This is a genomic window from Variovorax sp. 05T418 (genome assembly GCF_056396385.1).
In genome coordinates, this window is the sequence record NZ_JBFTLJ010000005.1 from 176796 (window position 1) to 201080 (window position 24285).

Genomic DNA, 24285 nt, shown 5'->3' on the forward strand with positions numbered 1-24285 from the left:
ACATCGTCGACGTCGCACCTTAAACCCGTCGATCGTCAACGACGGCCCTGAGCGGGCTACTACCCAGAAACATTGATGCCAACGAAGTATCTACAACGTCATACTCTCTGCCACACGGCCGCCGACGATTGTGACTGGCGCCCGCTCCAATTCAAGCGTAGTTGAAACACTTGCATCTGCATCTGCATCTGCGCATCAAAACAGGCCTTCATTCGGCACGGTATCGGCGTCGGTCCGATATCCCATCGCTCGGTATCCGCGCTGACGCTTATCCCACATACGCAGCAACGCTGGATGGCCGGTGTCCACGAAGTCGATGATCCGCACGTCGGCCTTGCTGACGTGCTCCCGGTGCAGGCGGCCGGCGTACTGCTGCAGCGTCCCTTTCCAGGACACCGGCATGGCGAGCACCAGCGTGTCCAACGGCGGGTGGTCGAAGCCCTCGCCAACTAACTTGCCGGTCGCCAGGAGGACCCGCGGTGCGTCGGGCGCCAACGCATCAAGGCCTGCCACCAGCGCCGCACGCTGCTTTCTGGACATCCGGCCATGCAGTACGAAGAAGTCCGGCCCCAGGCCGCCGAGGGCTGCTTCAATCGCGTTGAGATGTTCCGTGCGCTCCGTCAGCACCAGTATCTTGCGCCCCTGCGCGAAGGCATCGCGCACCTCGGCTGCGATGGCTTCAGTCCTCGCCTGATCGTTAGCCAGATGCCGGAATACATTCTGGATGCCGGCATCTTGCGGCAAATCGATCCGGGCATGGCGGGACCGCGGCACCACCTCCAGATCGTGCGGCGCCCCGGCCGGCGTGGCCGCCGTGTGACGGATCGGCCCGCACTGCATGAAGATGATCGGCTGCTGCCCGTCGCGTCGGAACGGCGTGGCGGTCAGGCCGAGCACGTATTTCGCCTTGGTCCGCTTCAGGATGGCGTCGAACGAAACCGCGCCGACGTGGTGGCACTCGTCGACGATCACGTGGCCGTAGTCCTCGACCAGCGGGTTCACCTCACCCCGGCGGGACAAAGACTGCATCACGGCAATGTCGATCCTGCCGGTCGGTTTGGCCTTGCCGCCGCCAATGGTGCCGACCACGCCCGTACCGACGCCCAGAAAGGTCTGCAGCCGCTCCTGCCATTGCTTCAACAGTTCCGTGCGATGCACCAGTATCAGCGTGTTGACGCCTTTCTCGGCGATCATCGCCGCGGCGGTGACTGTCTTGCCAAAGGCGGTCGGTGCGCACAGCACCCCGGCATCGAACGGCAGCATCGCAGCGACGGCGGTCTGCTGGTCTTGACGCAGATTGCCGACGAACGACACGTCCAGCGGCTGGCCCTTGAAGCGCTCGTCTCGCAGCTCACACGTGATGCCGTTCTCGCGCAACAGCGACAGGGAGGCATCCAGACACCCGCGGGGCAAGGCGATGTGTTGCGGATAATTCTCGGCACAGCCGATGACCCGTGGCTTGTCCCACACCGACACCCGCATCGCCTGCGCCTTGTAAAACTCGGGGTTCTGGAACGCCGCCAGACGGATCAGTCGATTGGCGAGGGGCTGAGGCAGTTGCGCCTTCTCGAAGTAGATCAGGTTGGCCACGGTCATCGTCAGCGAGCGGGGCATGGTTCCGGGCAGCTTCTTCGACGCGGTGCCTTTGCGCTTCCAGGGCGTGGCCAGATCCTCGTCGTCAATGAAGGTGATATCCAACGGATGGATGCCACTTGTGGCCCGCAGGATGGTCGGCTCGATGTCGTGTGCGGCCATCGGCCGGAGGGAAGCCAGGAACGCCCACTGGTCCGGGTAGGGACGCTGCTCAGCGTCGACGAAGACGCTGTAGCCCCTTTCGCGCGGCCCCTTCTGCAGGGGCAAGGCGATCAGGTTACCAAGGCCGCCTCTGGGCATCGTGTCCTGATTCGGAAACAGTCGGTCGTAGGACGTGAGCCGGAGCTGCCGCGTGCGCGCGCAGGTGTGGCTGATGATGGCTGTGCCGAGGCGACGGGCATCGCGCGCCGGCACGCGAGCGGCAAAGAACACCCAGGCGTGGGCCCCTTGGCCGGAGCGCGAGACCTCCAGCGCTGCTGGCACGCCCAGTTCCGCGCAAGACTGCATGAACGCCTGCGCATCGTCCCGCCATTCGGCCTCGTCGAAGTCGACGGCCAGGAAATGACAGCTGTCGTCCTCCAACAGCGGATACACCCCGACCGTATGCTCGCCAGCCAGGTGCTTGTAGATCACCGCGTCCGACAGCGGGACGAGCAGACGATTGCCGCAGTCTCCGCACTTGATGCGGGGCTTCTCGCACACCCCGGTGCGCCACTCATTCGCGCAAGCCGGCGCGTAGCCCGACTTGCCGGTGGTCTTGCTCTCCCATCGGACGGGAAACACATCGGTACGACCGCGGAAGAGCCGGCGGAAGATAGCGACTTTCGCGTCAGTGGACAATCTCGAGGACTCGACGGGCGATGGGGACGGCTGCTGCCGCGACCGCCATTCGATGCCGTGCGATTCGAGCAGCGCGATCAGCCGGCTGTTCTCCGCGCGCAGCTTGGTGAGTTCATCGGGGTCCGCCATCGAATCCACGCTCGGCCAACAGGTCGTCCATGTTATCGCCAACGCCATATCCCAGGTTGTGGCCGAGGCGTCGGACAGCATCCAGACGACCCAATAAGGCGGACCTGCGTCCTTCGGGCAGAGCGTCCATGACTTTCAACGCCTGCCCGAACATCCGCACCACGGCATTGAAGTAGCCTTCGTCCTGCACGCCGAGATCGTTGCTGAAGCCCACCGCCCGCTCGCAGAAGAACACCATCAGCTCGGCCAGGCTCTCCGGCTGGCCGACGGCCTTCTTGTAATCCGCGATGGCCTTCTTGGCCTTCGTGACCGAGGTGTCCTGGTTCTTAAACACGTCGGGCCACAACCAGCGGTCGATGGTTGCCTTGTACGGTTTCAACACATCGTCGCCGAGCCCCAAGCGCGCGTGCAGGAAGGCTTGGTTATCCTTGCTGGCGGCGTAGAGGTCCTGCACCAGGCCGATCAAGCCCGGGCGGTCAAAGTCGGCAAGCTTGTCCTTGACGTCGCTCCAACTCAGCGCTTTCCTCGTACCCATGCTCACGCATTCTCCGGCTTCAGCAGCTTCGTGGCGGCATCTTCCAGCGCCAGCACGCGGCCTCGTTCTGCACAAGCAAATGGCAGCAAAAAATCGGCGTCAAGCCAGCAACGCCGGGTTGCCGTCAAACCGGGCCCGCCCCTGCGCTGCATGTGCGTTGGCATAGCCTCAAGCCGCAACGCGATGGGCGGTCTCGCCGTCATCTTTGAATCGCATCCGCCAAACGGGAACACGAAAGCCCATGTCCTCCTCGACCAGTTCAGAGGCCAGGATTTCGCCGAGATCACCGGAGCGCGCGCGCTTCGACTGAGGCAGCAGTGCCCTCAGAATTTCGGAGGCGCCGTCGTATCCGAGGCGGGCAACATCGTCAGCCTGGTCGTCGTGCGTCCTGACGGTTTCGCCCAGCTGCGTAAGAACGGCTGCACGGCCGCTATCTTTTTCCAAGCACGTTCGGAATGTCTTCCTCTTGCTTTTGTCCTCGGTGCCAGCGCACCAAGCCTTGAACAATGCCATGTCTCCTCCTCCGTTCTTTGTGAGTTCCGGTCAGACTGGCTGCTCATCGATCCGCTCCGCTTGACTTCTCGCCCGTCATCCCGCCGCCTGCGCAGGCAGTTCAATTTCGTATGCTTGGGCGATACGGGCGACCAGTTCGGCGACGGCGACGTTGCCGAGCTGCAGCGTTTTCGGGTCGATGGACGTGTCGGCAGCAACGGCAACAAGGAACCGCGTCATGTCGGCGCTGATCTTTTCGTCGACCGCGATGCGTGTGGCGGGCGCGAGCAGTTGTGAAAGGCGCAAAACATCGTTGAGGTGCTTGCGCACGTCCTTGGCGTCCACCTTGGCGCCCTGCTCTTTTCGCGCCGTGAGTTCCAGCCACGCGACGGCCTTGAGCGGGATCAGGCAGTCTTCGCCGACCCAGGGCAGGCCATCGACTTCGCGGCGCCCAGCCATGATGAATGCGTAGTAGACCTCGTCCAGCAAGATGGCAGACAAGCTGGAGACGGCTTCGTCGAGTGGTATCGGTGTCAGCTGACTGCCCTCAGCCGGTTGCAACCCGTCGGGGGCTCTCGCGAACAGCTCGACCATCGCCGGGTAGCGGGCATCAGCGGGCTTCTGGAACCGATAGAAGATTGGTTTCCGGTGTCGCTGGCCTGGCGGATTTCATAGCCACCGTCCTCGACGAATTTCCAGAAGGCCTCACCAAATGCCGGGGTCAGCGCCTCCACATGCAGGACGATGTCCAGGTCCTTGGTGGCGCGGAATTCCAGCCCGGCCTCCTCCATCGTCAAGGTCGCGGCCGTGCCGCCAATCAGGACGTACTGGTCGACGTATGCCGCAAAGCGCTCCTGGAAAGTATCCAAGCCTCTCACCATGGAAGTTGTCCTTTCAGTTCATCCAGTGCGAGCTGGATTCGGTCGTCGGCGTTCTTCTGCAGGCTGAGCGTCAGCGAGAGCGGGTCCACCGTGTTGGCGTCTGGCACCAATGCCGGGCTGTAGCTCCACAGCTGCCATTCCTGGGCGCCCGCTTCGGGCTCAGGCAACTCGCGAACGCCGGCATCCGTCGCAGCCTTCCAGTCGGCGGCGGTCAACGCAAACACCGGCCATTTCGGCTCGGTCAGCATGGAATAGCGCGCGAGCGCGCTCAGACCCGCGAGGCGGCCGGGCCGGCGTGCAACGGTGCCATGGGCGGCCACCCAGACCGTACGCCTGACCGGCGTCCGCAGTGCGGGCTTCGCACGCTCCCAGACCTGCTCCGGCGGGAGTTCCATTCGCAGCCAGCGCGAGCGGCCGACCGTGTATGCCGTCGCCAGCCCGGCCGCAGTCAGTTCCTTGACCGCGCGTGACTGTGTCATGGGCGTGTAGCCCAAGGCGACTGCGATCTCGGAGGGCTGCCAATCGGATTGCCACGGCTGGCGCAGCAAGGCAGTGATCAGCATGGCTTGCGCGGAAGGGCTCAGCGCTTCCGTGGCCGGCGCGCGCTGCCGAAAATACTCGCGCAGGTCCAGGCCCAGGTCCGGCAGATAGAGTTGGTTGCCCGGCACGATGAACGGGACTTTTTGCTCGATCAAGCGTCGACGGTCGTAGGAGGCCAGTGCATCGGTGACGTAGACCGCCGGCTGACCGGCCATGGCCTGGACCTTGTTCAGCCAGGTCCGGACTTCGCTGAGGGACTGCTTGGCCTGCGCGCGCCCGATCGCCAGGACAAGGGGCTGCCCCAGCAGTTCGAGCTCGCCGAACTGGAAGGCATCGCGAAGGAAGTATGGCAGTTCGTTGGCACGTGCCCACGGCTTCACGGCTGGCGCTTCAATGCCCAGGACCTCGTGGAGGTAGCGCACAACGGCGGTCGCGAGGGTTGGCAAGGCTCATCCTGAATAACTCTAATCCCGCACTATAACATATGCACTGTTATCGTGCAAACCGGCGTTATCATGGCGCTGTTGACTGTTCCCGGCCCCATGCCGAGCCGTCCGAGAAACCAGACATAATCGGAACGAGGACTCGCTATTCCCTCGCACAATTCCTGACCCGGCGCTTGCGCGTGGCAAACGTGCGACATGACGACAGGCCTCAGTTTTTGTCGGTATTTTTGTAGGTACCCGATGCCACCAGAACCGCCAGAAGCGAGCGCCCACGCGGTTTCTAGCCAAATATTCGATCCCCTCCGGGGCCACTTCTCTGCTCCACGAGCAACCACGACAAACCGCTGAGATTCCTCCCAGCAAAGGAAGGCAGCGGAGTCCTGCGCGACGGAAAGCAGCTTGATCGTTCTCTCCGCTTGCGTCGCGAGTTAGTTATTACCCATATGTAATACCAAATGTGTACAACTTTTCTCGCTGACGCCCTCTGATCCACCCATGGCAGAGGGAGAGTTCTCCACCGTTGCGGTGGATAAGGCGGTGCACAAACACGCGCGCATGGCCGGAAAGCGTTGCCACGGCTGAGTTGGGGCATGGCGCCCGGAAATGCAGCACCTCGCCGTCTCCGAGCCCTGTCACGTCGTGGGCAGCGGCAGCGAGGACATTTGTCTCCCCGAAAAAGGTGCGTACCGCTCATGCACGCGTGCGGCGCAATTCCTACAGTGGCTTCACGGCGAAACGCTTTGATCCAAGACAGGCAAACAAGCGGCGCCGGTTGTTCACCTCACTGGAGAACGCACATGGAACGCAGCCAGCTGCCCGGAAATTGCTTCTTGGTTCTCGTGTACCTGCTCGCGCTGCTTGCTTTGTGGCTCAGCAATTGAGGCGGGCCAACGTAGGAAATCCACCGTCAGCAAGAGGCGCCAAAGCGACATGGCACCGGCGCCTTGCAGGTTCAGGCTGGGTTCATGGCAACCCAACAAGAGCAGCGCAAGCAAGGCGACATCGGCCGCCGCCTGATGTGGATCCTGCTGGCCGTCATTGCGGTCATCGTGGTGGCGGTGCTTTTCTTCTACGGCATCACCGATCCATCGAAAGGACCGGGCAACGTTCCTGCCAGCGGCGCCGCGGCACCGGCCCAGGAGAGCACCAGTCCATCCAGATCGCGCTAGGAAGAAGACCGCTTTCGAAGGCCGGCCCTGCGCTACCCGTATGCCAAGGCCTATGCCGAACGTGGAATCGATAGGCTGCATCGGCCGGGGTATCTTCCGCACCGGACCGGCGCGCAACAATGCGCGCGCTTGTTACCCCATCACCTTCAGGTCGGGAGCCGTAACGTGGCGCATACGCTTTTCAAGCAGATCCTCATGACGCAGCTGCCGGCGCGGTTTCACAGTCCGTCTGAAATAGACCGGCTCAAGGACCTGCGCGATGCCGGGTACATCAAGGTGGCGTTCGCGCCATCGCAAGGCGCGGCACCGCCCTCTGCAACGGTGCACGAGGTCACCAACCTGGGACGCGCTGCCGCGCGCTACTTCGGATCGGGCGAGGGGCCGCGTCCCGACCTGCCTTCGGTCGCCTTCGCGCTTCCCTGCCGGCACAACCCGGCCGGTTGATCTCTCTCCGACGGCTCGCCCGCCATCGCATGAAGGCTTACATCGCTTCGCGCGAGCGGCTGTCGCGGCATGCCACGGCCCTCTGCAATCGTTGCACCATGCACACCATGGACACCCGACCGATCTTTCCTTCCTGGTGGCGCGCCGGCGCGCTCGCCTATACGGCCGCGGGCTTGGTGTGCGTTGTTTCGAGCGCGGCCTTTCCGGACAGTGAGACGGCCATGCTGGCGGCTATCGCGGGGGCCTTGCCCTGGTCGCTCGCCCTGCTGACGCTCTATCTTGCGCCGGGCGTGGCGCAGACCGCGCTGCTCCTGCTGGCCGGAGGCTGGGCCGTCAACGCGGGGTTCTTCTGGTGGCTGGCGCTGCGGCGCCCGGCGCACCGGCTGCCGGCGCAGGACGACTGACGACGCATCGCCGCAAGCCTTTCGGTGCGATCATTTCGCCATTCGTTCATCGCGCCGATGCGCGCCCCGCACTCCGAAGGTTTTCCATGCTTCCTGATTCGCAAGTCAACCAACCGCTGATCGGAATTGCCGGCGGCCGGCAGTCGCTCGACACGCCGGCGCTGCTGCTCGACCTTGGCGCGCTGACGCGCAACATCGAGCGCATGGCCGCCTTTGCCAAGGCGCGCGGCGTCGGGCTGCGGCCGCACGTGAAGACGCACAAGTCGGTGGAGATCGCGCGCCGCCAGGTGGCCGCGGGCGCCATCGGCGTGAGCTGCGTCACGCTGGGTGAGGCCGAGGTCATGGTCAAGGCCGGCATTCCGGACGTGCTGATCACCTCCCCGGCCGTCACGCCGAGCAAGATCGCGCGCGTGGTCAAGCTTGCCAGGCTGGCAGGCCCCGGCGGAATGATGGTGGTGGTGGACGACCCGCGCAATGCCGCGGACCTGGCCGCCGCCACGCTCGGCCTGCCGCATCCGCTCGAGGTGCTGGTCGACTACGGCGCCGGCTACAACCGCACGGGCGCGGCCAGCGAAGCGCAGGTGCTCGAGCTTGCACGCCGCATCGCAGCCGAGCCGCGCCTGAAGCTGCGCGGGCTGCAGGCCTATGCCGGCAACCTGCAGCACATCGTCGACCGCGAGCAGCGCAGCGCCGCCGCGGCCAGCCTGCGCGAGACCATCGCGCGCATCGTCGCGGAGGCCGAGCGCAACGGCATTCACTTCGAGATCGTCACGGGTGCGGGCACCGGCACGCACGACCTCGATGCACAGCGCGACGCCTTCACCGAACTGCAGGCCGGCTCCTATGTGTTCATGGATGCGGAATATGCGCAGGTGCTGCAAGCCAGCCCCGGGCAGCCTTCACCCTTCGAGGTGTCGCTGTTCGTGCAGACGGCGGTGGTGAGCACCAATGCGGCGGAATGGGTCACGGTGGACGGCGGCACCAAGTGCTTTGCGACCGACTGCGGCGTGCCGCTGGTGGCGCGCGGGGCCGATCCGGCGAGCCGCTACGCCTTCTTCGGCGACGAGCACGGCAAGCTGTTTTGCGCCGGGCAGCGGCCCGCGCTCGGCGACCGGGTGGAGTTCATCACGCCGCATTGCGACCCGACCGTCAACCTGCACGACGCCTACCACGTGGTCGACGGCGACACGCTGGTCGCCATCTGGCCGGTGGACGCGCGCGGCAGGCACTGAAGAAGCCCCGCATCGGGGCTGTCGCCCTCGTCAGGCGCGCGGCAGGGCTGCAAGGAAGGTCGATACGACGATGGCGGCCGCACGGTCCAGCTGGAGGACATCGGCCACCTCGAAGGAGTGCAGCGCACTGCGTACGCTGCCGCCAGCCGGCTCGCGGATTTCCACGAGCACTTCCGCTGCCAATTCGCGGTCGCTGCGCGGCTGGCCGTCGGGATGCATCACCCACTCGTCCACCTGGTCGAACGGGATGCTGCGGAAGACCGCGACGACGGGCAAGTACCTGTAGCGATCCTCGCCCACCAGCACGGGCAAGCTGAGGTTGCAGAAAAAAGTGGTCGACATGCAGAGCGCCGTCGCAATCAAAAGGATTAATTGTTAGGGAATGTGACCAAGACATCCACCTTTCCCGGCCCTTTTTCCTTTGCGAGACGTGATCTTCCTCACACAAATTGAAGCTTTGTGGCGAAGATCGCACACCCTACAAGGATACTTAATTCTTACATATCGCCAGCCGGATGTGACGGTTTGCCCGCTTTCTGCACCAAAAAGGCAAAAAAAGAGGCCGGAATCCGGCCTTTGGGGGTCCTCTTTGGGGCGGCTCAGGCCGACGAGCCGAACCGCGGCGGACGCCGTTCGATGTTGGCTTGCACGGCCTCCTTCTGGTTCGCGCTTCCGATCAAGGCCTGCTGCTCCACCGATTCGGCGATCAGCAGGTCGGCCGCGCTGTGCGACAGTGCCGCATTGAGCAGGCGCTTGCCCGCTCGGATGGCGTCGGGGCTCTTGCCCGCGATGCCGTGCGCCATCTGAAGCGCCTCTGCCAGCGGATCGGCCGCCAGCCGCGTGGCAAAGCCGAGCTGCAGTGCTTCCTCGCCCGAGAAGATGCGGCCCGTGAAGGTGAGCTCGCGCACGATGTCGCTGCGGGCAAGCTCGCGCATCAGCACCATGCCGCCCATGTCGGGCACCAGGCCCCACTTGATTTCCATCACCGACAACCTGGTGTCGGGCGCCACGATGCGGATGTCGGCCCCCAGCGCCACCTGGAGGCCGCCGCCGAAAGCCACACCGTGCACCGCGGCAATCACGGGCACCGGCACCTCGCGCCAGGCCATGGCCACGTACTGGGCTGCATTCGAAATGCCGTGCGTGCGTGCGGACAGGTCAGTGCCGCCCGCGGCCGCACCCAGCACCGCGCTGGCGGCGCCCTGCCCCATGCGCTCGAAGGAGGCCATGTCCAGGCCCGCGCAAAACGCCTTGCCCTGGCCCGAGATGACCACCGCGCGCACCGCGGCGTCGCCGCGCAGGGCCTCGCCCGCTTCGATCAGCGCGTCGAACATCGCGGGATCGAGCGCGTTCATCTTGTCCGCGCGTGCAAGCAGCAGTTGCACCACGCCGTCGGGGTGGCGGGTCCATTCGATTCGCTCGGCCATGGCAATGTCTCCTTCGGTTCCTGCGCCAGTATCGCCCGGCACGTGCGCTCGGCGATGATGGCGCCTGTCGCCTACCCAACACCCCTGGACCCATGCCCCTGGACCGCCGGATCTTTCTGCAATCGGGTGCCGCCGCCGTGGTGGCGCTGCTCCATTCCCAGGGCGCCAGCGCACCCGCCGGCCCGGGCCGGCCCATGCTCGGCTTCACCGCGGTGCCGGCGTCGCTGCGCGATGCGGTAGTGGTGCCGCCCGAATACGAATGGCAGCTGCTCTATCCCTGGGGTACGCCCACCGGCATCGCCGGGCAGCCGATGCCGGCCTTCGCGCCCGACGGCAGCAACAGCGCCGCCGACCAGGCGCTGCAGGCCGGCATGCACCACGACGGCATGCACTTCTTTACGCTCGCGTCGCCGGACCGCGGCCTGCTCGTGATGAACCACGAATACACCGACGAGCAACTGCTCCATGCGGGCGGCGGCAAGGAATGGACCGCCGAGAGGGTGCGCAAGTCGCTGCATGCGATGGGCGTCTCGGTCATCGAGATCCGCCTCACGCGGGGCGGCTGGCGCCAGGTGCGGCCCTCGCCCTACGCACGGCGCGTGCACGGGCAGACGCCCATGCGCATCGCAGGCCCCGCCGCGGGCGCGGTGCCGATGCGCACCGCCGCCAATCCGGCCGGCGACGAAGTGCTCGGCACCTTCGCCAACTGCGCGATGGGCGTCACGCCCTGGGGCACCTACCTGACCTGCGAGGAAAACTTCCACGGCTACTTCGGCGGCCCGAAGGAAGCAGCGAAGGACGCCACGCCCGCACAGCGCCGCTACGGCACGGTGCCGGGCTCGCAATGGGTGGAGTACTGGCGCTTCGAGGAGCGCTTCGACATGAGCCGGCATCCGAACGAGCCCCACCGCTTCGGCTGGGTGGTGGAAATCGATCCCTTCGACCCCGCGGCCAAGCCGGTCAAGCGCACCGCGCTCGGGCGCAAGCGCCAGGAAAGCGCGACCTGCACGCTTGCCAAGGACGGGCGCGTGGTCGTCTACATGGGCGACGACGCCAGGTTCGAATACATCTACAAGTTCGTGAGCCACGGCAAGGTCTCGATGGCCGGCGACGGCGCCCGCGCCTCCGCCAACAGCCGCCTGCTCGACGAAGGCACGCTCTACGCCGCACGCTTCGATGCCGACGGCCGCGGCCAGTGGCTCGAGCTCGTGCACGGCCGCAACGGCCTCGACGCGGACAGCGGCTTTGCCGACCAGGCCGAGGTGCTGATCCACGCCAGGCTGGCCGCCGATGCGGTGGGCGCCACCAGGATGGACCGTCCCGAATGGATCGCGGTGCATCCGCAGAGCGGCGAGGTGTACGTCACGCTCACCAACAACAGCCAGCGCGGCGAGCCGGGCAAGCCCGCGCCCGATGCGGCCAACCCGCGTGCCGGCAATCTCTTCGGCGGCATCCTGCGCTGGCGCGAGGACGGCGGCGACGCCGCCAGCGCGGGCTTCGGCTGGGACCACTTCGCGCTGGCCGGCGATCCCGCGCAGGCGGGCAGCGGCGCGCACTATCCGTCGGACGATGCCGACGTCTTCGGCAACCCCGACGGCCTGCATTTCGACGGCGGCGGCCTGCTCTGGATCCAGACCGACATGAGCGGCCAGCTCATCGGCAAGCCGCCCTATGCCTCGCTCGGCAACAACCAGATGCTGTGCGCCGATCCGGCCACGGGCCGCATCAAGCGCTTTCTCACGGCACCCAGCGGCAGCGAGGTCACGGGCTGCGTGGTGACGCCGGACCGGCGCACGCTGTTCGTCAACATCCAGCACCCGGGCGAATCGCGCGACGACGGCAGCGCCACGCCCAATAGCGCCTGGCCCGATGGCACCGTACCCGGCAGCGCGCGGCCGCGATCGGCCACGCTGGCGATCCGCCGGCGCGATGGCGCTATCGTCGGCACCTGAAGCCAAGGAAGCACACAAAGGAGACCTTGCATGAGCATCCGCATCGTTCGCCTGGGCACGCCGCGCACGGCCGGAGAGGGCCTGCGCATCGGCACCGTCCGCCGCCCGCCGCGCGGCGTTCCGAAGACCGAGTTCGCATCGCAGGACTGGTATGACGTGTGGTATCCGAACCTCGCGCCTTCCGCGGAGACCATGAAGCTGGGCCAGGAGGCGGAAACCCCCGCGCAGTGGAACGCCTTCATGCGCAAGTACAAGTCCGAGATGGCCGAGGCCGATGCGAGCCGCAGCATCGACCTGCTGGCCGCCCTGTCGCACAGCGCGGCGTTTTCGGTCGGCTGCTACTGCGAGGACGAGTCGCGCTGCCACCGCTCGCTATTGCGCGGCCTGCTGGCCGAGCGCGGGGCGGACATCGCGAACTGATCCGTTCAGGCCGGCGGCAGGGCCACGAAGGCCGGCAGCCTTTCCGCAGCGGCGGCAAAGGCCGCGAGCGACGGGCAGTCGGCCGGCGCGACCAGTTCGGGAAGCATCATTTGCGTGAAGCCCCATGCCACGGCGCTGGTCAGGCCCGCCTGCCCAAGGGCGGCTTCATCGGCCACCGGCGGCAGCCTGGAAATCTCGGCCTCGAGCCCTGCATAGGCAGCGGCCAGCTGGCCCCGCACCCGGTCGACCCACGGCGCATGCTGCTTCTCGGGCGGGCGCAGCTTGCGCTCGTAGACGATCTGCACCGTCTTCTCGCAGGCCGCGAGCGCGAGCCCCAGCACCCGCAGCGCATGCAGCCGCTCGGCACCGCCGGCCGGCATGAGGCTGCGGCCCGCGATGCTTTCCGCGTGGTCGATGATCAGCGTGGAATCCATCAGCGGCGTGCCGTCGTCGCACACCAGCGTCGGCGCCTTGACCACGGGATTGATCGCCTGGAACTGTTCGAAGGTGCTGAAGACCGAGACCGACCGGTGTTCGAACGCAAGCCCCAGCAGGCGCAGCGAAATGGCCGCGCGGCGCACGTAGGGGGAGTCGAGCATGCCGATGAGTTGCATCTTGATTTTTCCTGAGGGATGAGGCGCAACGATAACGCCTGTCAGCGCTGCGCCTTGTCCTTCTGGTTCTGCGCCTCGATGCGTTCGCGCGCGGCCTGCCAGTCGTCGTCGCTCCACTGCCGCAGCTCGTAGAAGTTGCCGCCCGTGGCCAGCGCGTTGCCGCCGTCCATCATGATGCTCTGGCCGGTGAGCCAGTCGCACTGGCCCGGCGCCATGAGAAAGGCCGCAAGGTTCTGCAGCTCGCTCATGCGGCCGGTGCGCGCCATCGGGTTGGTCTTCTTGCTGCGCGCGCCGGGCTCCTCGCCGGGATTGAGGCGCTTGCTCATGCCCTCGGTCGGAATCTCGCCCGGCCCGACGGCGTTCAGGCGAATGCCATGGCGCGCCCACTCCACCGCGAGCGACTTGGTCATGACCTCGATGCCGGCCTTGCTCATGGCCGATGGCACCACGTAGGGGCTGCCGTTGTCGACCCAGGTGACGATGATGCTCATCACGCTGCGCATCGCGTCGCCCTGCTGCCACTTGCCGGCCTTCGCTTCCGCCACCCAGCGCTTGCCCACGGCCTGCGTGACGTAGAAGCTGCCATGGAAGACGATGTTCGCAATGGCGTCGAAGGCGCGCGGCGAGAGGCTCTCGGTCGGCGCGACGAAGTTGCCGGCGGCATTGTTGACGAGCCCTGTGAGCCCGCCGCCCTGGAACAGGCTCTCGACCATCTCGTCGACGCTCTGCGCCACGCGGATGTCCACGCCAAAGGTGTCGATGCGGCGCCCCGGAAACTGCTGGCGCCACGCGGCCGCGGTTTCCTCGCAGACCGACTGGCGCCGGCCGCAGATGGCCACATCGGCGCCCAGGCCCAGGAAGCGCTCGGCCATGGCCCGGCCCAGGCCGGTGCCGCCGCCGGTCACGAGAATGCGCTGGCCGCTCATGAGGGAAGGTTGGAACATGGTGGTCTCCTTGGTCGTTGCGGCAGCGGCAAGGCAGGGAGCGCCGCCATCGCACATGCTACGCGCGCTGCCGGTGCCGCGGCTTGCGAAAACCGGCTCCCGGCACCGGGTGAGAATGGCAGCCGACCTGTTCCCTGGAATCCGCCCATGCCAACTTCCACAGCCTCCCTCTTCCAGCCGCTTGCAGGCGTGCGCGTGCTGAGCCTTGCGCTCAACCTTCCGGGCCCCGCGGCGCTGCTGCGCTGCCGGGCCATGGGCGCCGCATGCGTGAAGTTCGAGCCGCCCGCGGGCGACCCGATGGGGCACTACAACAAGCCTGCCTATGCCGCGCTGCACGAAGGCATCGCGGTCCGCACCGCCGACCTCAAGTCCGAGGCCGGGCAGCAGCAGCTGCATGCGGAACTCGCGCAGACCGACGTGCTGCTGACCTCGTTCCGCCCTTCTGCGCTGGCCAAGCTCGGCCTCGACCGGGCCGTGCTGCAGGAGCGGCATCCGCGGCTGTCGCAAGTGGCGATCGTCGGTGCGCCCGGTGCACGCGCCGAGGAACCGGGCCACGACCTGACCTACCTCGCCGAAAGCGGCCTCGTCACCGGCACCGAGCTGCCGCCCACGCTCTTTGCCGACATGGGCGGCGCGCTGCTCGCGAGCGAAGCCGTGCTGCAAGCCACCCTGCATGCGCGGTCCGCGGCCGGCGCGAACGGGCTGTACCTCGAGGTGGCGCTCAATGCCTCGGCCGACTGGCTGGCGCTGCCGCGCACCTGGGGCCTCACGCAGCCCACGGGCACGGTCGGCGGCGCGCATGCGGGCTACCGCGTCTACCCTTGCGCCGACGGCCGCGTGGCGGTGGCGGCGCTGGAGCCGCACTTCGCGGCCCGGCTCTGCGAGGCCGCGGGCGTGTCGCCGCCCGACATGATGGCGCCGGCCACGCACGCGGCGCTGGCCGCCTGGCTCGCAACGCGCACGCGCGCCGAGCTCGACGCCATGGGCCGCGAGCGCGACGTGCCGCTGCTCACGCTGGCCAACTGACGGCGCGGCCTGCGTGCGTCCTCAGGACGCCGGCAGGCGCAGCTCGCCGAGCTTGCGGTCGAGCTTGATGAGCCAGATGCGCGTCGGCCGCTCCAGGTCGGAGCCGCGCGTGATGCGCGCGCCGGTGGCGCCCGCGGGGCAGCCGCTGAGCACGCCACCGGCGTCGGCCGTGCAGTCCTCGACGCTGCCGGCCAGGGTCTTGCCACCGGCATCGAGCAGCACGGTACCCAGGCCGAAGTCGTTGTCGTTCACCAGCGCCAGGGTCTGGTCGTCCACGATCGTCAGGCCCTCCGCCTTCTCGGCCAGCCAGCCCAGCGCGTTCAGGTCGAGCAGCTCGGTCTTGCGCATCGTCACCACGCTCGAATAGTCGGCGGTGCCCGAGGGCGCCTGCGTGATGCTGCTGATCTCCAGGTTGTGGTCGAAGGCCTTGATGTCCGTCGCGTTGGCCGGCAGCTCCACCAGCATCAGCTTGTTGGCCACCTTGCCGTCGCCCTTGCGCGCGCCCTGCTCGATCACGATGAAGCGGCCGTTGCCCAGGCTCACCACGTCGCCGAGCTTGGCGTTGCCGGTGCGGTCCTTGTCGTACTGGCTGCCGTCGATCGGGTAGGCGTAGAGCTTCGAGGTTTCGGTGGCCGGGTCGAAGGCGAGCCAGCGCGTGAACTTCGCGATGTGGCGCACGTCGGTGTTGCTGCCGCCCGGCGGCCTGGCCTTGATCGACTTGCCGCTGCCATCGCGCGGATCGATCGGGCTCTGCAGGAAGCCGTGCAGCACGCCGCTCGCAGCATCGAGCGTCAAACCTTCCATGCCGCGGTTGGGGCGGCGCTGCGACAGCACCAGCGGCAGGTCGGCGGCGCCGCTGCCCGGTGCGTATTTCTTCTCGATCACACCGGTCGCCATGTTGATGCGCGCGATGAAGGGGCCGTATTCGTCGCTGGTCCACAGCACGTTGCGCGCCTTGTCGAGCACCAGCGTCTCGGGGTCGAGGCCGTTGGCATCGAAGTTGGCCTTGGCGGCGTCGAACACGTAGCGGTCGGTCAGCGGCGTCTCGCCGGTCGAACCCACGCCCGATTGCGGCGGCAGGCCGCTGATCTTCCTGCCGGCATCGAGCTTGAGCGGCAGGCTCGAGGCGAGCACGGCGCCCGTCTTGCCGACGCGCACGATGCCGAAGCTCGGCGCGAACGACGGCGCCGGGAACACCTTGCTGATGCTGGTGGCGCCATTGCCGCCGGGCACGGGCGCGGTCGGGCCGTCGCCGTTCGGGCCGCGGTCGGTGATGGCATAGAACTCGAGCGCGCCGTCGTCCGCCTTGCCCTTGAACGCGAGCCCCGAGCCGTAGGCCGGCAGGAAGCCCTGGGGAAAATCGGCCTTGATGCTGGCGTTGTCGCCTTCATAGGGCACGTTGAAACGGGCGTCGGCCTGCAGCTGGTAGCGCGTCACGCCGATGCCGATGGCGCCGAGCTGGTTGGCCTGCGTGGCGGCTTCGGTCACGGGCGCGGCCAGGCGCGAGGCCAGGGTGTTTTCGAAGTGCTCGCGCGCCAGCATGCGGCGGGCGGCGTCGACCGTGCGCGTGGCGTACGGCGCGGGCAGCGCGGCGAGCACGGCATTGAGCGCAGTGTTGAAGGCCTCGGCCGAGGCACTGAAATCGAGCGCGCCTGCCGTCAGTCCGGCCTTGAGCGCAGGCGTCAGCCGGATGCCGTTCGAGGGATCGCGGTCCTCGTCGAAGCTCTGCAATGCCAGCAGGCGATTGACGACCGCATCGGCCTTCACGTCAGTGCCGCCGGCCAGGGTCAGCGGCGTGACCGCGTCTCCGCAGGCCGCGCTGCCGAGCGCGAGCGCGCCGGCGCTGAAGGCCACGGTCTCGCCATCCTTGCAGCTGAATTCGCCATTCGCGTTGGTGCTGGCCGCGGCGGCGCCGCCTGTGGTGTAGTCGAGGCCCTCGACCGCCGCGTCGAGGAAGGCGCCGGTCTTCGATTGCGCGGCCGGCGGGTTGGTGGTGCCGCTCCCACCACCACCGCCCGTCACGGGAAATGCCCACCCTCCTCCTCCGCCGCCGCTGCCGCCACCGCAGGCAGCCACCAGCGCACCGGCGGCACCTGCGAGCGCCAGCCAGCCCATCCTCGATCCTCCTGCCTTCTTCGCCATCGCTTGTCCTTGTTTTGCGCCTGCGCAACAGGCACAGGCCCCGGCGATTAGCGCCGCGGCATGTGACAAGCCAGTGAAAGCAGGAAGCCGGGGATGCGCGTGCTCAGCGGCCGGCGCCGTCGCGCTGCCGGTCCTCGCGCTTGATCGCGAGATAGGTGTCCAGGTCGACCTCGTGCAGTTGCCGCGGATACTGCTCGGCCGCGGCGAACCAGGAACGTTCCCGCCGCTCGGCCGGTGCTCCGGCTCCCGAAGAGAGATAGGAGTCGAGCGTGAGGAAGTAGCGCATCGCATTGCGCTCCACCAGCCCGCGCGTGCCGCGGATGTAGTCGGGCTGCCCGTCGGCCTCCTTGCCCACCACCGTGAAGCCCACCTTGTTGCGGCCGAAGGTGGCCAGGTACGCCTCGGTGGCCATGCGAACCATCATGTTGTGGTCGTAGCTGTAGCCGAAATGCAGGAAGCTCTTCTGCCCGTCGAGTGCCACCGCCTCGAGCATGACGCGGTAGTTGCTGGTTCCGAGCGGCCCGTTGGCCGCGTTCATCTCGACCGACAGGTACTCCGGCGTCGCGCTGGCCACGCGATAGGCAAAGGGCAGCTGGAACGCCTGCTCGACCGGCTTGTCGTAGCGCCGCACCACGAACAGCGTCAGCATCTCGCCGCCCTGCGGCGACGTGCCGGTGCGGCAGCGGCGGTTGTTGACATGCAGCATGAGCAGCTCGCACCAGCGGGCGGACTCCTTGAGCGCCGCGCTGATCTCCGGCAGCGGGTGATCCACCACCGCGTAGATGTCGCCCTGCAGCCCGTTCGGCGTCTCCATCGAATCGAGCTGGATGGGCCGCCCGAAACCGCTCTGCGCGAGTTTTGCACCCATGCGCTGGTGCGTGGCGCGCAGTGCCTGCGCCGCGGCCGAGGCCGAGGCCGAGGCCGAGGCTGGTGCGGGCGAGGTGTCGGGCGACGCCGCCGGGGCATGCGCGGAAAACGCGAGCAGGACGGCGCCCGCCAGTGCGCGCAACCATGGAGCCGGCAAGTGGAACGGACTGCTCATGGACCACACCATACACAAGAGACGGCCGCCGCCCCGGCAAGGGAGAATCGCGGCCATGTGTCCTCCTTCTTCCCGCACGCCATGAAGCGCCAAGGGCGGCGCCGCGAGCCGGTGGCCCCGTCTTCCTCGTCGATCCTGCCCATCGGCGTGCTGCTCCTCGGCTATGCGGGGCTGCTCGGGGATGGGGTGTGGACCACGCGCCTGCCGCCCATTGCGCTGGGCGTGCTGTTGTTGATCAGCCTGTTGACCTTCGCCGTCTACGGCTTCGACAAGAGCGCCGCGCAGGCCGGCCGCTGGCGCACGGCGGAAAGCACGCTGCACCTGCTGTCGCTGGCGGGCGGATGGCCGGGCGCGTGGTGCGCGCAGCGGCTCTTTCGCCACAAGTCGCGCAAGGCGAGCTTCATGGCGGTGTACTGGGCCACCGTGCTGCTGAATATGGCCGCCGTGGCAGCCTGGGTCGGCAAGCTGCTGCCCGCGAGCCTGCTCGCGGGCTGAACAACTCAGCGCGGCTTGCGGATGCTGCCGCGCACCGGGCCGGCCGAGGCCTTGCGCGGCGCCGGCGCCGAACCGTTGTCGCGCGGCGGCAGGCCGGTGTGCTGCGTGAGGATGCGGCCCTTCGAGGGCTTCACCGGCGCCAGCCTGACAGGCGCCGACGCCTTGGCGGCCACCGGCGCAGTGGTCGAGTTCTTGCGCCGCGCGCTCGTGTAGCCGCCATCGGTCAGCGGCTGCCACGTCGGGATCAGGTGGTGCTTGCCGTTGCCGATCAGGTCGGCGCGGCCCATGCTCTTCAAGGCCTCGCGCAGCAGCGGCCAGTTGTTGGCGTCGTGGTAGCGCAGGAAGGCCTTGTGCAGGCGGCGGCGCTTGTCGCCGCGCACGATGTCCACCGTCTCGCTCTCGCGCGTGATCTTGCGCAGCGGATTCTTGTTGGTGTGGTACATCGTGGTGGCCGTTGCCATCGGGCTCGGGTAGAAGGTCTGCACCTGGTCGGCGCGGAAACCGTTCTTCTTGAGCCAGATCGCGAGGTTCATCATGTCCTCGTCGCTGGTGCCCGGATGCGCGGCAATGAAGTACGGAATGAGGTACTGCTTCTTGCCCGCCTCGGCCGAGAACTTCTCGAACATCTGCTTGAACTTGTCGTAACTGCCGATGCCGGGCTTCATCATCTTGGTGAGCGGGCCCTGCTCGGTGTGCTCGGGCGCGATCTTCAGGTAGCCGCCGACGTGGTGCTGCACCAGTTCCTTCACGTACTCGGGCGACTGCACGGCCAGGTCGTAGCGCAGGCCGGAGCCGATGAGGATCTTCTTGATGCCCTTGAGCGCACGCGCGCGGCGGTAGATCTTGATGAGCGGATCGTGGTTGGTGCCCAGGTTCGGGCAGATGCCCGGATACACGCAGCTGGGCTTGCGGCAGGCCGATTCGATCTCGGGGCTCTTGCAGCCGAGCCGGTACATGTTGGCCGTGGGCCCGCCCAGGTCGGAAATGGTGCCGGTGAAGCCGCTCACGCTGTCGCGGATGGCCTCGACCTCCTTGATGATCGATTCTTCCGAGCGGCTCTGGATGATGCGGCCCTCGTGCTCGGTGATCGAGCAGAAGGTGCAGCCGCCGAAGCAGCCGCGCATGATGTTCACGCTGAAGCGGATCATTTCCCACGCGGGGATCTTGGTGGCGCCGTCGTGGCTGCCGTTCTCGTCGGCGTAGCGCGGGTGCGGGCTGCGCGCATACGGCAGGTCGAACACGTGGTCCATCTCGGCCGTGGTGAGCGGAATGGGCGGCGGGTTGATCCACACGTCGCGCGCGGTGGCGCCCTCGCCGTGCGCCTGCACCAGCGCGCGGGCGTTGCCGGGGTTGGTCTCCAGGTGCAGCACGCGGTTGGCGTGGGCGTAGAGCACCGGGTCGGCGCGCACCTGTTCGTACGACGGCAGCCGGATCACGCTGCGGTCGCGCGGCGGCACCTTGATCCTTGCGCTCGGCGCAAGCGCGGGATTCGGCACGAAGGTCAGCGGCTTGATGGCGGGGTTCACCGGGTTCGCCGCCGCAGCCCCTGCCTCCGCGGCCTGCGCCACGGCCTGGGCCTCTTCTTCCTTGGCGCAGGTGGCGCCGTTGGCCTTGGCCTGCTCGGACACCATCAGGTAGGGATTGACGTGGGCTTCGACGCGGCCGGGTTCGTCCACGCTGGTGGAGTTGATCTCGAACCAGTCCGCGGGCGTGTCGCGCCGCACGAAGGCGGTGCCGCGCACGTCGGTGATCTCGTGCACCGGTTCGCGGGCCGCCAGCCGGTGCGCGATCTCGACGATGGCGCGCTCGGCGTTGCCGTACAAGAGCAGGTCGCACTTCGAGTCGACCACGATCGAGCGGCGGACCTTGTCCTGCCAGTAGTCGTAGTGGGCGATGCGGCGCAGCGACCCTTCGATGCCGCCGAGGATGATCGGCACGTCGTTCCAGGCTTCCTTGCAGCGCTGCGAATACACGATGGCCGCGCGGTCGGGCCGCGCACCGCCGACGTCGCCGGGCGTGTAGGCGTCGTCGCTGCGGATCTTCCGGTCCGCCGTGTAGCGGTTGATCATCGAATCCATGTTGCCGGCGGTCACGCCGAAGAACAGGTTCGGCTTGCCCAGTGCCTTGAAGGGCTCGGCGCTCTGCCAGTCGGGCTGGGCGATGATGCCCACGCGGAAGCCCTGCGCCTCGAGCATGCGGCCGATCACGGCCATGCCGAAGCTCGGGTGGTCGACGTAGGCGTCGCCCGTCACCACGATGATGTCGCAGCTGTCCCAGCCGAGCGCGTCCATCTCCTTGCGCGTGGTCGGCAGGAATTTGGCCGTGCCGAAACGGGCCGCCCAGTACTTGCGGTAGCTGGTCAGCGGCTTGGCGGCACGCGCAAAAAAGGAGACGTCGACGGGGGCGTTCATCAGTGGGGAAGTTGGCCGCGGCGGCTTGGCGGGCACGGCGCGGCAGTGGGCAACCCGCGATTTTAGGGTTTTCCACCACTTCTGTCGCGTTGGCGGCTGTTGACGCGCCTGCGGCAAGGCTTTTAAATGATTGCCTCAGTCAACCATCAATATGACAACAGCAACCAATTGGGACAATTCGCCCGCGCCCGACGCCGCCGCGGTCAAGGCGATCCGGCGCTTCAACCGCTTCTACACGAGTCGCATCGGCGTGCTCGATCCCTACCTTGGCAGCGACATGTCGCTGACCGATGTCAGGGTGCTCTACGAGCTGGCCCACCGGGAAACGCCCGTCGCCAGCGAAATCGGCCGCGACCTGCGGCTCGACGCCGGCTACATGAGCCGCATCCTGCGCCGCTTCGAAGCGGCCGGCTGGCTCGCGCGCGCGCCGCACCCGCGCGACGCGCGGCAAAGCGTGCTGCGCCTCACCGAAGCCGGCCACGCCGCATTTGCGCCGCTGCAACAGAAATCGCGCGACGAAGCGGCCGCCCTGCTTGCGCCGGTGCCTCCGCACGGGCGCCAGCAGCTGATCGATGCCATGGCGCGCATCGAGCGCGCGCTCGATCCCGCTGCGGCCCCTGCGGGGCGCACGCGCACCATCGTGCTGCGCGACCCGCTGCCCGGCGACATGGGCTGGGTGGTGCAGCAGCACGGCGAGCTCTATGCGCGCGAGTACGGCTGGAACAGCGAGTTCGAGGCGCTGGTGGCCGACATCGTGGCGCAGTTCGTGCGCAAGTTCCAGCCCGCGTGGGAGAAGTGCTGGATCGCCGAGCTCGACGGCGAACGCGTGGGCGCGATCTTCGTGGTGCGCAAGTCGGCCACCACGGCCCAGCTGCGGCTGCTGCTGCTCTCGCCGTCCGCGCGCGGCCTGGGCCTGGGCGCGCGCCTGACCGACGAATGCATCGCCTTCGCGCGCGCCAAGGGTTATCGCAAGATGGTGCTCTGGACCAACAGCTGCCTGGCGGCCGCGCGCGCCATCTACGCCAAGCGGGGCTTCAAGCTCGACAAGGCCGAGCCCTACGAAGGCTTCGGCCAGCAGCTCGTGGGCGAGACCTGGTCGCTCAAGCTGCAGTAGACGAAGCGGTGCGCCGCCCCCTCAGCCACAGCTTTTTCAGCAGGGGCGCGAGCCACACCAGCAGCACCACCGCCGCCAGCGATGCGGCAATCGGCCGCGACACGAAGCCGGCCAGGTTGCCGTCCGACTTGATCATCGAGGTGATGAAGTTCTCTTCGAGCATGCCGCCGAGCACCACGCCCAGGATCGCCGGCGCAATGGGAAAGCCGTTCTCCTCGAGCAGGTAGGCCACCATGCCCGCCACGAGCATCACGCCCACGTCGAACAGCGAGTTGTTGATGGCAAACGCGCCCACGATGCAGAACAGCAGGATCAGCGGCATCAGCACGTTGCGCGGCACCCGCAGGATGCGCTTGGCCACCTTGATGCACAGGATGCCCAGCGGAATCATGATGATGTTGGCGATGATGAACAGCATGAACACCGCATAGATGTTCTGCGGATTGGTGGTGAACAGCGTCGGCCCCGGATTGAGGTTCTTCATGTAGAGCACGCCGATCACGATGGCCGTGATCGAGTCGCCCGGGATGCCGAACACCAGCGCCGGAATCCACGCGCCGGCCAGTGCGCTGTTGTTGGCCGAACCCGATTCGACAATGCCTTCGACATGGCCCGTGCCGAACTTCTCGGGCTCCTTGGAGAACTTCTTGCTCATGGCGTACGACATCCATGCCGCAATGTCGGCACCCGCACCCGGCAGCGCACCCACCGCCGTGCCCAGCAGGCTGCCGCGCAGTATCTGCACCGGATACTTCTTGGCCAGCGCCCACTGGCCCGAGAGCACGCTGCCCACTTTCTCGACCACCACCTCGCCCGGCGGCAGCGTGTCGACCGCGAAGCGGATCACCTCCGAGATGGCGAACATGCCGATCATCATCGGGATCATGCCGATGCCGCCGGTCATCTCGGCATTGCCGAAGGTGAAGCGCGGAAAGCCCGCCGGATTGCCGAGCCCCACACAGGCCACCAGCAGGCCGAGCAGCAGCGTGATCATGCCCTTGAGCGGCCGGTCGGAGGTGATGAACACCGCGCATGTCAGGCCCAGCAGCACGAGCCAGAAGTACTCGAAGGAACTGAAGTTGAGCGCGAAGTCGGCCAGCGCGGGCGCCGCCACGATCAGCACCACCGTACCGAAAAGACCGCCCACGGCCGAGAACACCAGCCCCGCGCCCAATGCCGTCTCGGCCATGCCCTTGCGCGTCATCGCGAAGGCTTCGTCGGTGTAGGCGGCGGATGCGGGCGTGCCCGGAATGCGCAGCAGGCAGCCCGGGATGTCGCCCGAGAAGATGGCCATGGCGGTGGCCGTCACCATGGCCGCAATGGCCGGGATCGGCTGCATGAAGAAGGTGACTGGCACCAGCAGCGCCACCGCCATGGTGGCCGACAGCCCCGGCACCGCGCCGACGAACAGGCCATAGAGCGAGGCCAGCACCATCACGAGGATGGTGTAGGGCTCGAAGACCATCGAGAAAGCCTGCAAGAGTGCTGCGGACATGGATGGATGTTTCCGGTTACCAGGCGATGGGCATCAGGACGCCCCAGGGGAGCGGAACCCGCAGCAGCTTGTAGAACGCGGCATGGATCAGCAGCGCGGCAACCAGCGCGATCAGCAGCGCACGGCCCGGCGGCACGCGCATGGCGAGCATCAGTGCCAGCAGCGAGATCGCGGCAGTCGGCAGGAAGCCGAGCCGCTCGGAGGCGAACATGTAGAACAGCACCGCGCCGATGACCAGCGCGGCGGACAGCACGTGACGCGGCGAAGCCGCCCAGTCGCCAAGCCGCACCCAGGCCGCGGCATGGCGTTCGCGCCATCCCTTGGCCAGCAGCATCGCGCCGCAGACGCACAGCCCCGCGGCAATCAGCCCCGGAAACAGCGCAGGCCCCACCTGCTGGCCCGGTATGCCCGGATAGCCCTGCACCACGGCAAGCACCACGATGCCGAGCGCCAGCAGGATCGCGCCGAAGATCGCGTCGTTGAATTTCATCGCGCCGC

At 67.3% G+C, this 24285-nt stretch carries 24 protein-coding genes; 9 read left to right on the top strand and 15 right to left on the bottom strand.

Annotated features, from left to right (window positions below; all coding sequences use genetic code 11):
* Positions 1-195: 195 nt before the first annotated feature.
* The 6 genes from AC1DMS_RS12900 to AC1DMS_RS12925 all read right to left on the bottom strand — a co-directional run bounded on the left by AC1DMS_RS12900 (position 196) and on the right by AC1DMS_RS12925 (position 5456).
* Positions 196-2562 carry a TOTE conflict system archaeo-eukaryotic primase domain-containing protein gene (locus tag AC1DMS_RS12900; RefSeq protein ID WP_478131782.1) on the bottom strand — a complete coding sequence of 789 codons (2367 nt, stop codon included), beginning with the start codon at positions 2560-2562 and terminating at the stop codon, positions 196-198.
* Positions 2546-3097 carry a hypothetical protein gene (locus tag AC1DMS_RS12905; protein WP_278879710.1) on the bottom strand — a complete coding sequence of 184 codons (552 nt, stop codon included), beginning with the start codon at positions 3095-3097 and terminating at the stop codon, positions 2546-2548. Before AC1DMS_RS12905 ends, AC1DMS_RS12900 begins: the two co-directional genes overlap by 17 nt.
* A gap of 168 nt (positions 3098-3265) precedes the next feature.
* A complete protein-coding gene (locus AC1DMS_RS12910) occupies positions 3266-3610 on the bottom strand; it encodes a Hachiman antiphage defense system protein HamA (protein ID WP_319432140.1) in 345 nt (114 codons plus the stop codon).
* A 75-nt stretch (positions 3611-3685) separates the two neighbouring features.
* Positions 3686-4090: a hypothetical protein gene (locus AC1DMS_RS12915; RefSeq protein ID WP_478181103.1), complete on the bottom strand. Its 405-nt coding sequence runs from the start codon at positions 4088-4090 to the stop codon at positions 3686-3688.
* Between the two features lie 32 nt (positions 4091-4122).
* A complete protein-coding gene (locus tag AC1DMS_RS12920; protein WP_478181104.1) occupies positions 4123-4470 on the bottom strand; it encodes a hypothetical protein in 348 nt (115 codons plus the stop codon).
* Positions 4464-5456, bottom strand: a complete 993-nt coding sequence (locus AC1DMS_RS12925) for a hypothetical protein (protein WP_478181105.1) — start codon at positions 5454-5456, stop codon at positions 4464-4466. The genes AC1DMS_RS12920 and AC1DMS_RS12925 overlap by 7 nt, the downstream gene beginning before the upstream one ends.
* 965 nt (positions 5457-6421) lie before the next feature.
* Between AC1DMS_RS12925 and AC1DMS_RS12930 the strand changes: the two genes are divergently transcribed.
* The 4 genes from AC1DMS_RS12930 (at position 6422) to AC1DMS_RS12945 (ending at position 8705) form a co-directional block, all read left to right on the top strand.
* Entirely contained in the window at positions 6422-6625 is a 204-nt protein-coding gene (locus AC1DMS_RS12930) for a hypothetical protein (protein WP_012747358.1), read from the top strand.
* A gap of 165 nt (positions 6626-6790) precedes the next feature.
* Positions 6791-7069: a hypothetical protein gene (locus AC1DMS_RS12935; protein ID WP_012747357.1), complete on the top strand. Its 279-nt coding sequence runs from the start codon at positions 6791-6793 to the stop codon at positions 7067-7069.
* Between the two features lie 107 nt (positions 7070-7176).
* Positions 7177-7473: a hypothetical protein gene (locus tag AC1DMS_RS12940; protein ID WP_436299909.1), complete on the top strand. Its 297-nt coding sequence runs from the start codon at positions 7177-7179 to the stop codon at positions 7471-7473.
* 86 nt (positions 7474-7559) lie between these two features.
* Entirely contained in the window at positions 7560-8705 is a 1146-nt protein-coding gene (locus AC1DMS_RS12945; RefSeq protein ID WP_012747355.1) for a DSD1 family PLP-dependent enzyme, read from the top strand.
* A gap of 30 nt (positions 8706-8735) precedes the next feature.
* Here the strand turns inward: AC1DMS_RS12945 and AC1DMS_RS12950 are convergent, their stop codons facing one another.
* The gene (locus AC1DMS_RS12950; protein ID WP_012747354.1) at positions 8736-9047 is read right to left on the bottom strand and encodes a hypothetical protein; all 312 of its coding nucleotides are present in this window, start codon (positions 9045-9047) and stop codon (positions 8736-8738) included.
* Between the two features lie 257 nt (positions 9048-9304).
* Positions 9305-10132 carry a crotonase/enoyl-CoA hydratase family protein gene (locus AC1DMS_RS12955; protein ID WP_012747353.1) on the bottom strand — a complete coding sequence of 276 codons (828 nt, stop codon included), beginning with the start codon at positions 10130-10132 and terminating at the stop codon, positions 9305-9307.
* A gap of 92 nt (positions 10133-10224) precedes the next feature.
* Here AC1DMS_RS12955 and AC1DMS_RS12960 point away from each other — a divergent pair, with 92 nt between their 5' ends.
* Positions 10225-12084, top strand: a complete 1860-nt coding sequence (locus tag AC1DMS_RS12960) for a PhoX family protein (RefSeq protein ID WP_012747352.1) — start codon at positions 10225-10227, stop codon at positions 12082-12084.
* Between the two features lie 30 nt (positions 12085-12114).
* Positions 12115-12504 (top strand): DUF488 domain-containing protein, encoded by a 390-nt coding sequence (locus AC1DMS_RS12965; protein ID WP_012747351.1) that lies wholly within the window; start codon positions 12115-12117, stop codon positions 12502-12504.
* 5 nt (positions 12505-12509) lie between these two features.
* Here AC1DMS_RS12965 and AC1DMS_RS12970 read toward each other — a convergent pair whose 3' ends face one another.
* Together AC1DMS_RS12970 and AC1DMS_RS12975 are read right to left on the bottom strand one after the other, a co-directional pair.
* Entirely contained in the window at positions 12510-13118 is a 609-nt protein-coding gene (locus AC1DMS_RS12970) for a glutathione S-transferase (RefSeq protein WP_012747350.1), read from the bottom strand.
* A 41-nt stretch (positions 13119-13159) separates the two neighbouring features.
* A complete protein-coding gene (locus AC1DMS_RS12975) occupies positions 13160-14062 on the bottom strand; it encodes an SDR family oxidoreductase (protein ID WP_012747349.1) in 903 nt (300 codons plus the stop codon).
* A gap of 147 nt (positions 14063-14209) precedes the next feature.
* Here AC1DMS_RS12975 and AC1DMS_RS12980 point away from each other — a divergent pair, with 147 nt between their 5' ends.
* Complete coding sequence (locus AC1DMS_RS12980; protein ID WP_012747348.1) at positions 14210-15088, top strand: CoA transferase; 879 nt, start codon at positions 14210-14212, stop codon at positions 15086-15088.
* Between the two features lie 21 nt (positions 15089-15109).
* Here AC1DMS_RS12980 and AC1DMS_RS12985 read toward each other — a convergent pair whose 3' ends face one another.
* Both AC1DMS_RS12985 and AC1DMS_RS12990 read right to left on the bottom strand, forming a co-directional pair.
* On the bottom strand, positions 15110-17230 hold the full coding sequence (locus AC1DMS_RS12985; protein WP_478181106.1) for an esterase-like activity of phytase family protein: 2121 nt from the start codon (positions 17228-17230) through the stop codon (positions 15110-15112).
* Between the two features lie 103 nt (positions 17231-17333).
* Complete coding sequence (locus AC1DMS_RS12990; RefSeq protein WP_167313225.1) at positions 17334-18272, bottom strand: hypothetical protein; 939 nt, start codon at positions 18270-18272, stop codon at positions 17334-17336.
* Positions 18273-18353: 81 nt separating this feature from the next.
* Here AC1DMS_RS12990 and AC1DMS_RS12995 point away from each other — a divergent pair, with 81 nt between their 5' ends.
* A complete protein-coding gene (locus tag AC1DMS_RS12995) occupies positions 18354-18767 on the top strand; it encodes a DUF1294 domain-containing protein (RefSeq protein WP_478181107.1) in 414 nt (137 codons plus the stop codon).
* Positions 18768-18772: 5 nt separating this feature from the next.
* Here AC1DMS_RS12995 and AC1DMS_RS13000 read toward each other — a convergent pair whose 3' ends face one another.
* Positions 18773-21178: a YgiQ family radical SAM protein gene (locus tag AC1DMS_RS13000; RefSeq protein ID WP_478181108.1), complete on the bottom strand. Its 2406-nt coding sequence runs from the start codon at positions 21176-21178 to the stop codon at positions 18773-18775.
* 151 nt (positions 21179-21329) lie between these two features.
* Here AC1DMS_RS13000 and AC1DMS_RS13005 point away from each other — a divergent pair, with 151 nt between their 5' ends.
* Complete coding sequence (locus AC1DMS_RS13005; protein WP_478181109.1) at positions 21330-22292, top strand: bifunctional helix-turn-helix transcriptional regulator/GNAT family N-acetyltransferase; 963 nt, start codon at positions 21330-21332, stop codon at positions 22290-22292.
* Here AC1DMS_RS13005 and AC1DMS_RS13010 read toward each other — a convergent pair.
* Both AC1DMS_RS13010 and AC1DMS_RS13015 read right to left on the bottom strand, forming a co-directional pair.
* Positions 22279-23787, bottom strand: a complete 1509-nt coding sequence (locus AC1DMS_RS13010) for a tripartite tricarboxylate transporter permease (RefSeq protein WP_278876641.1) — start codon at positions 23785-23787, stop codon at positions 22279-22281. The two genes, AC1DMS_RS13005 and AC1DMS_RS13010, sit on opposite strands and share 14 nt — an antisense overlap.
* Before the next feature lie 16 nt (positions 23788-23803).
* Positions 23804-24277 carry a tripartite tricarboxylate transporter TctB family protein gene (locus tag AC1DMS_RS13015; RefSeq protein WP_018902767.1) on the bottom strand — a complete coding sequence of 158 codons (474 nt, stop codon included), beginning with the start codon at positions 24275-24277 and terminating at the stop codon, positions 23804-23806.
* Between the last annotated feature and the right edge of the window lie 8 nt (positions 24278-24285).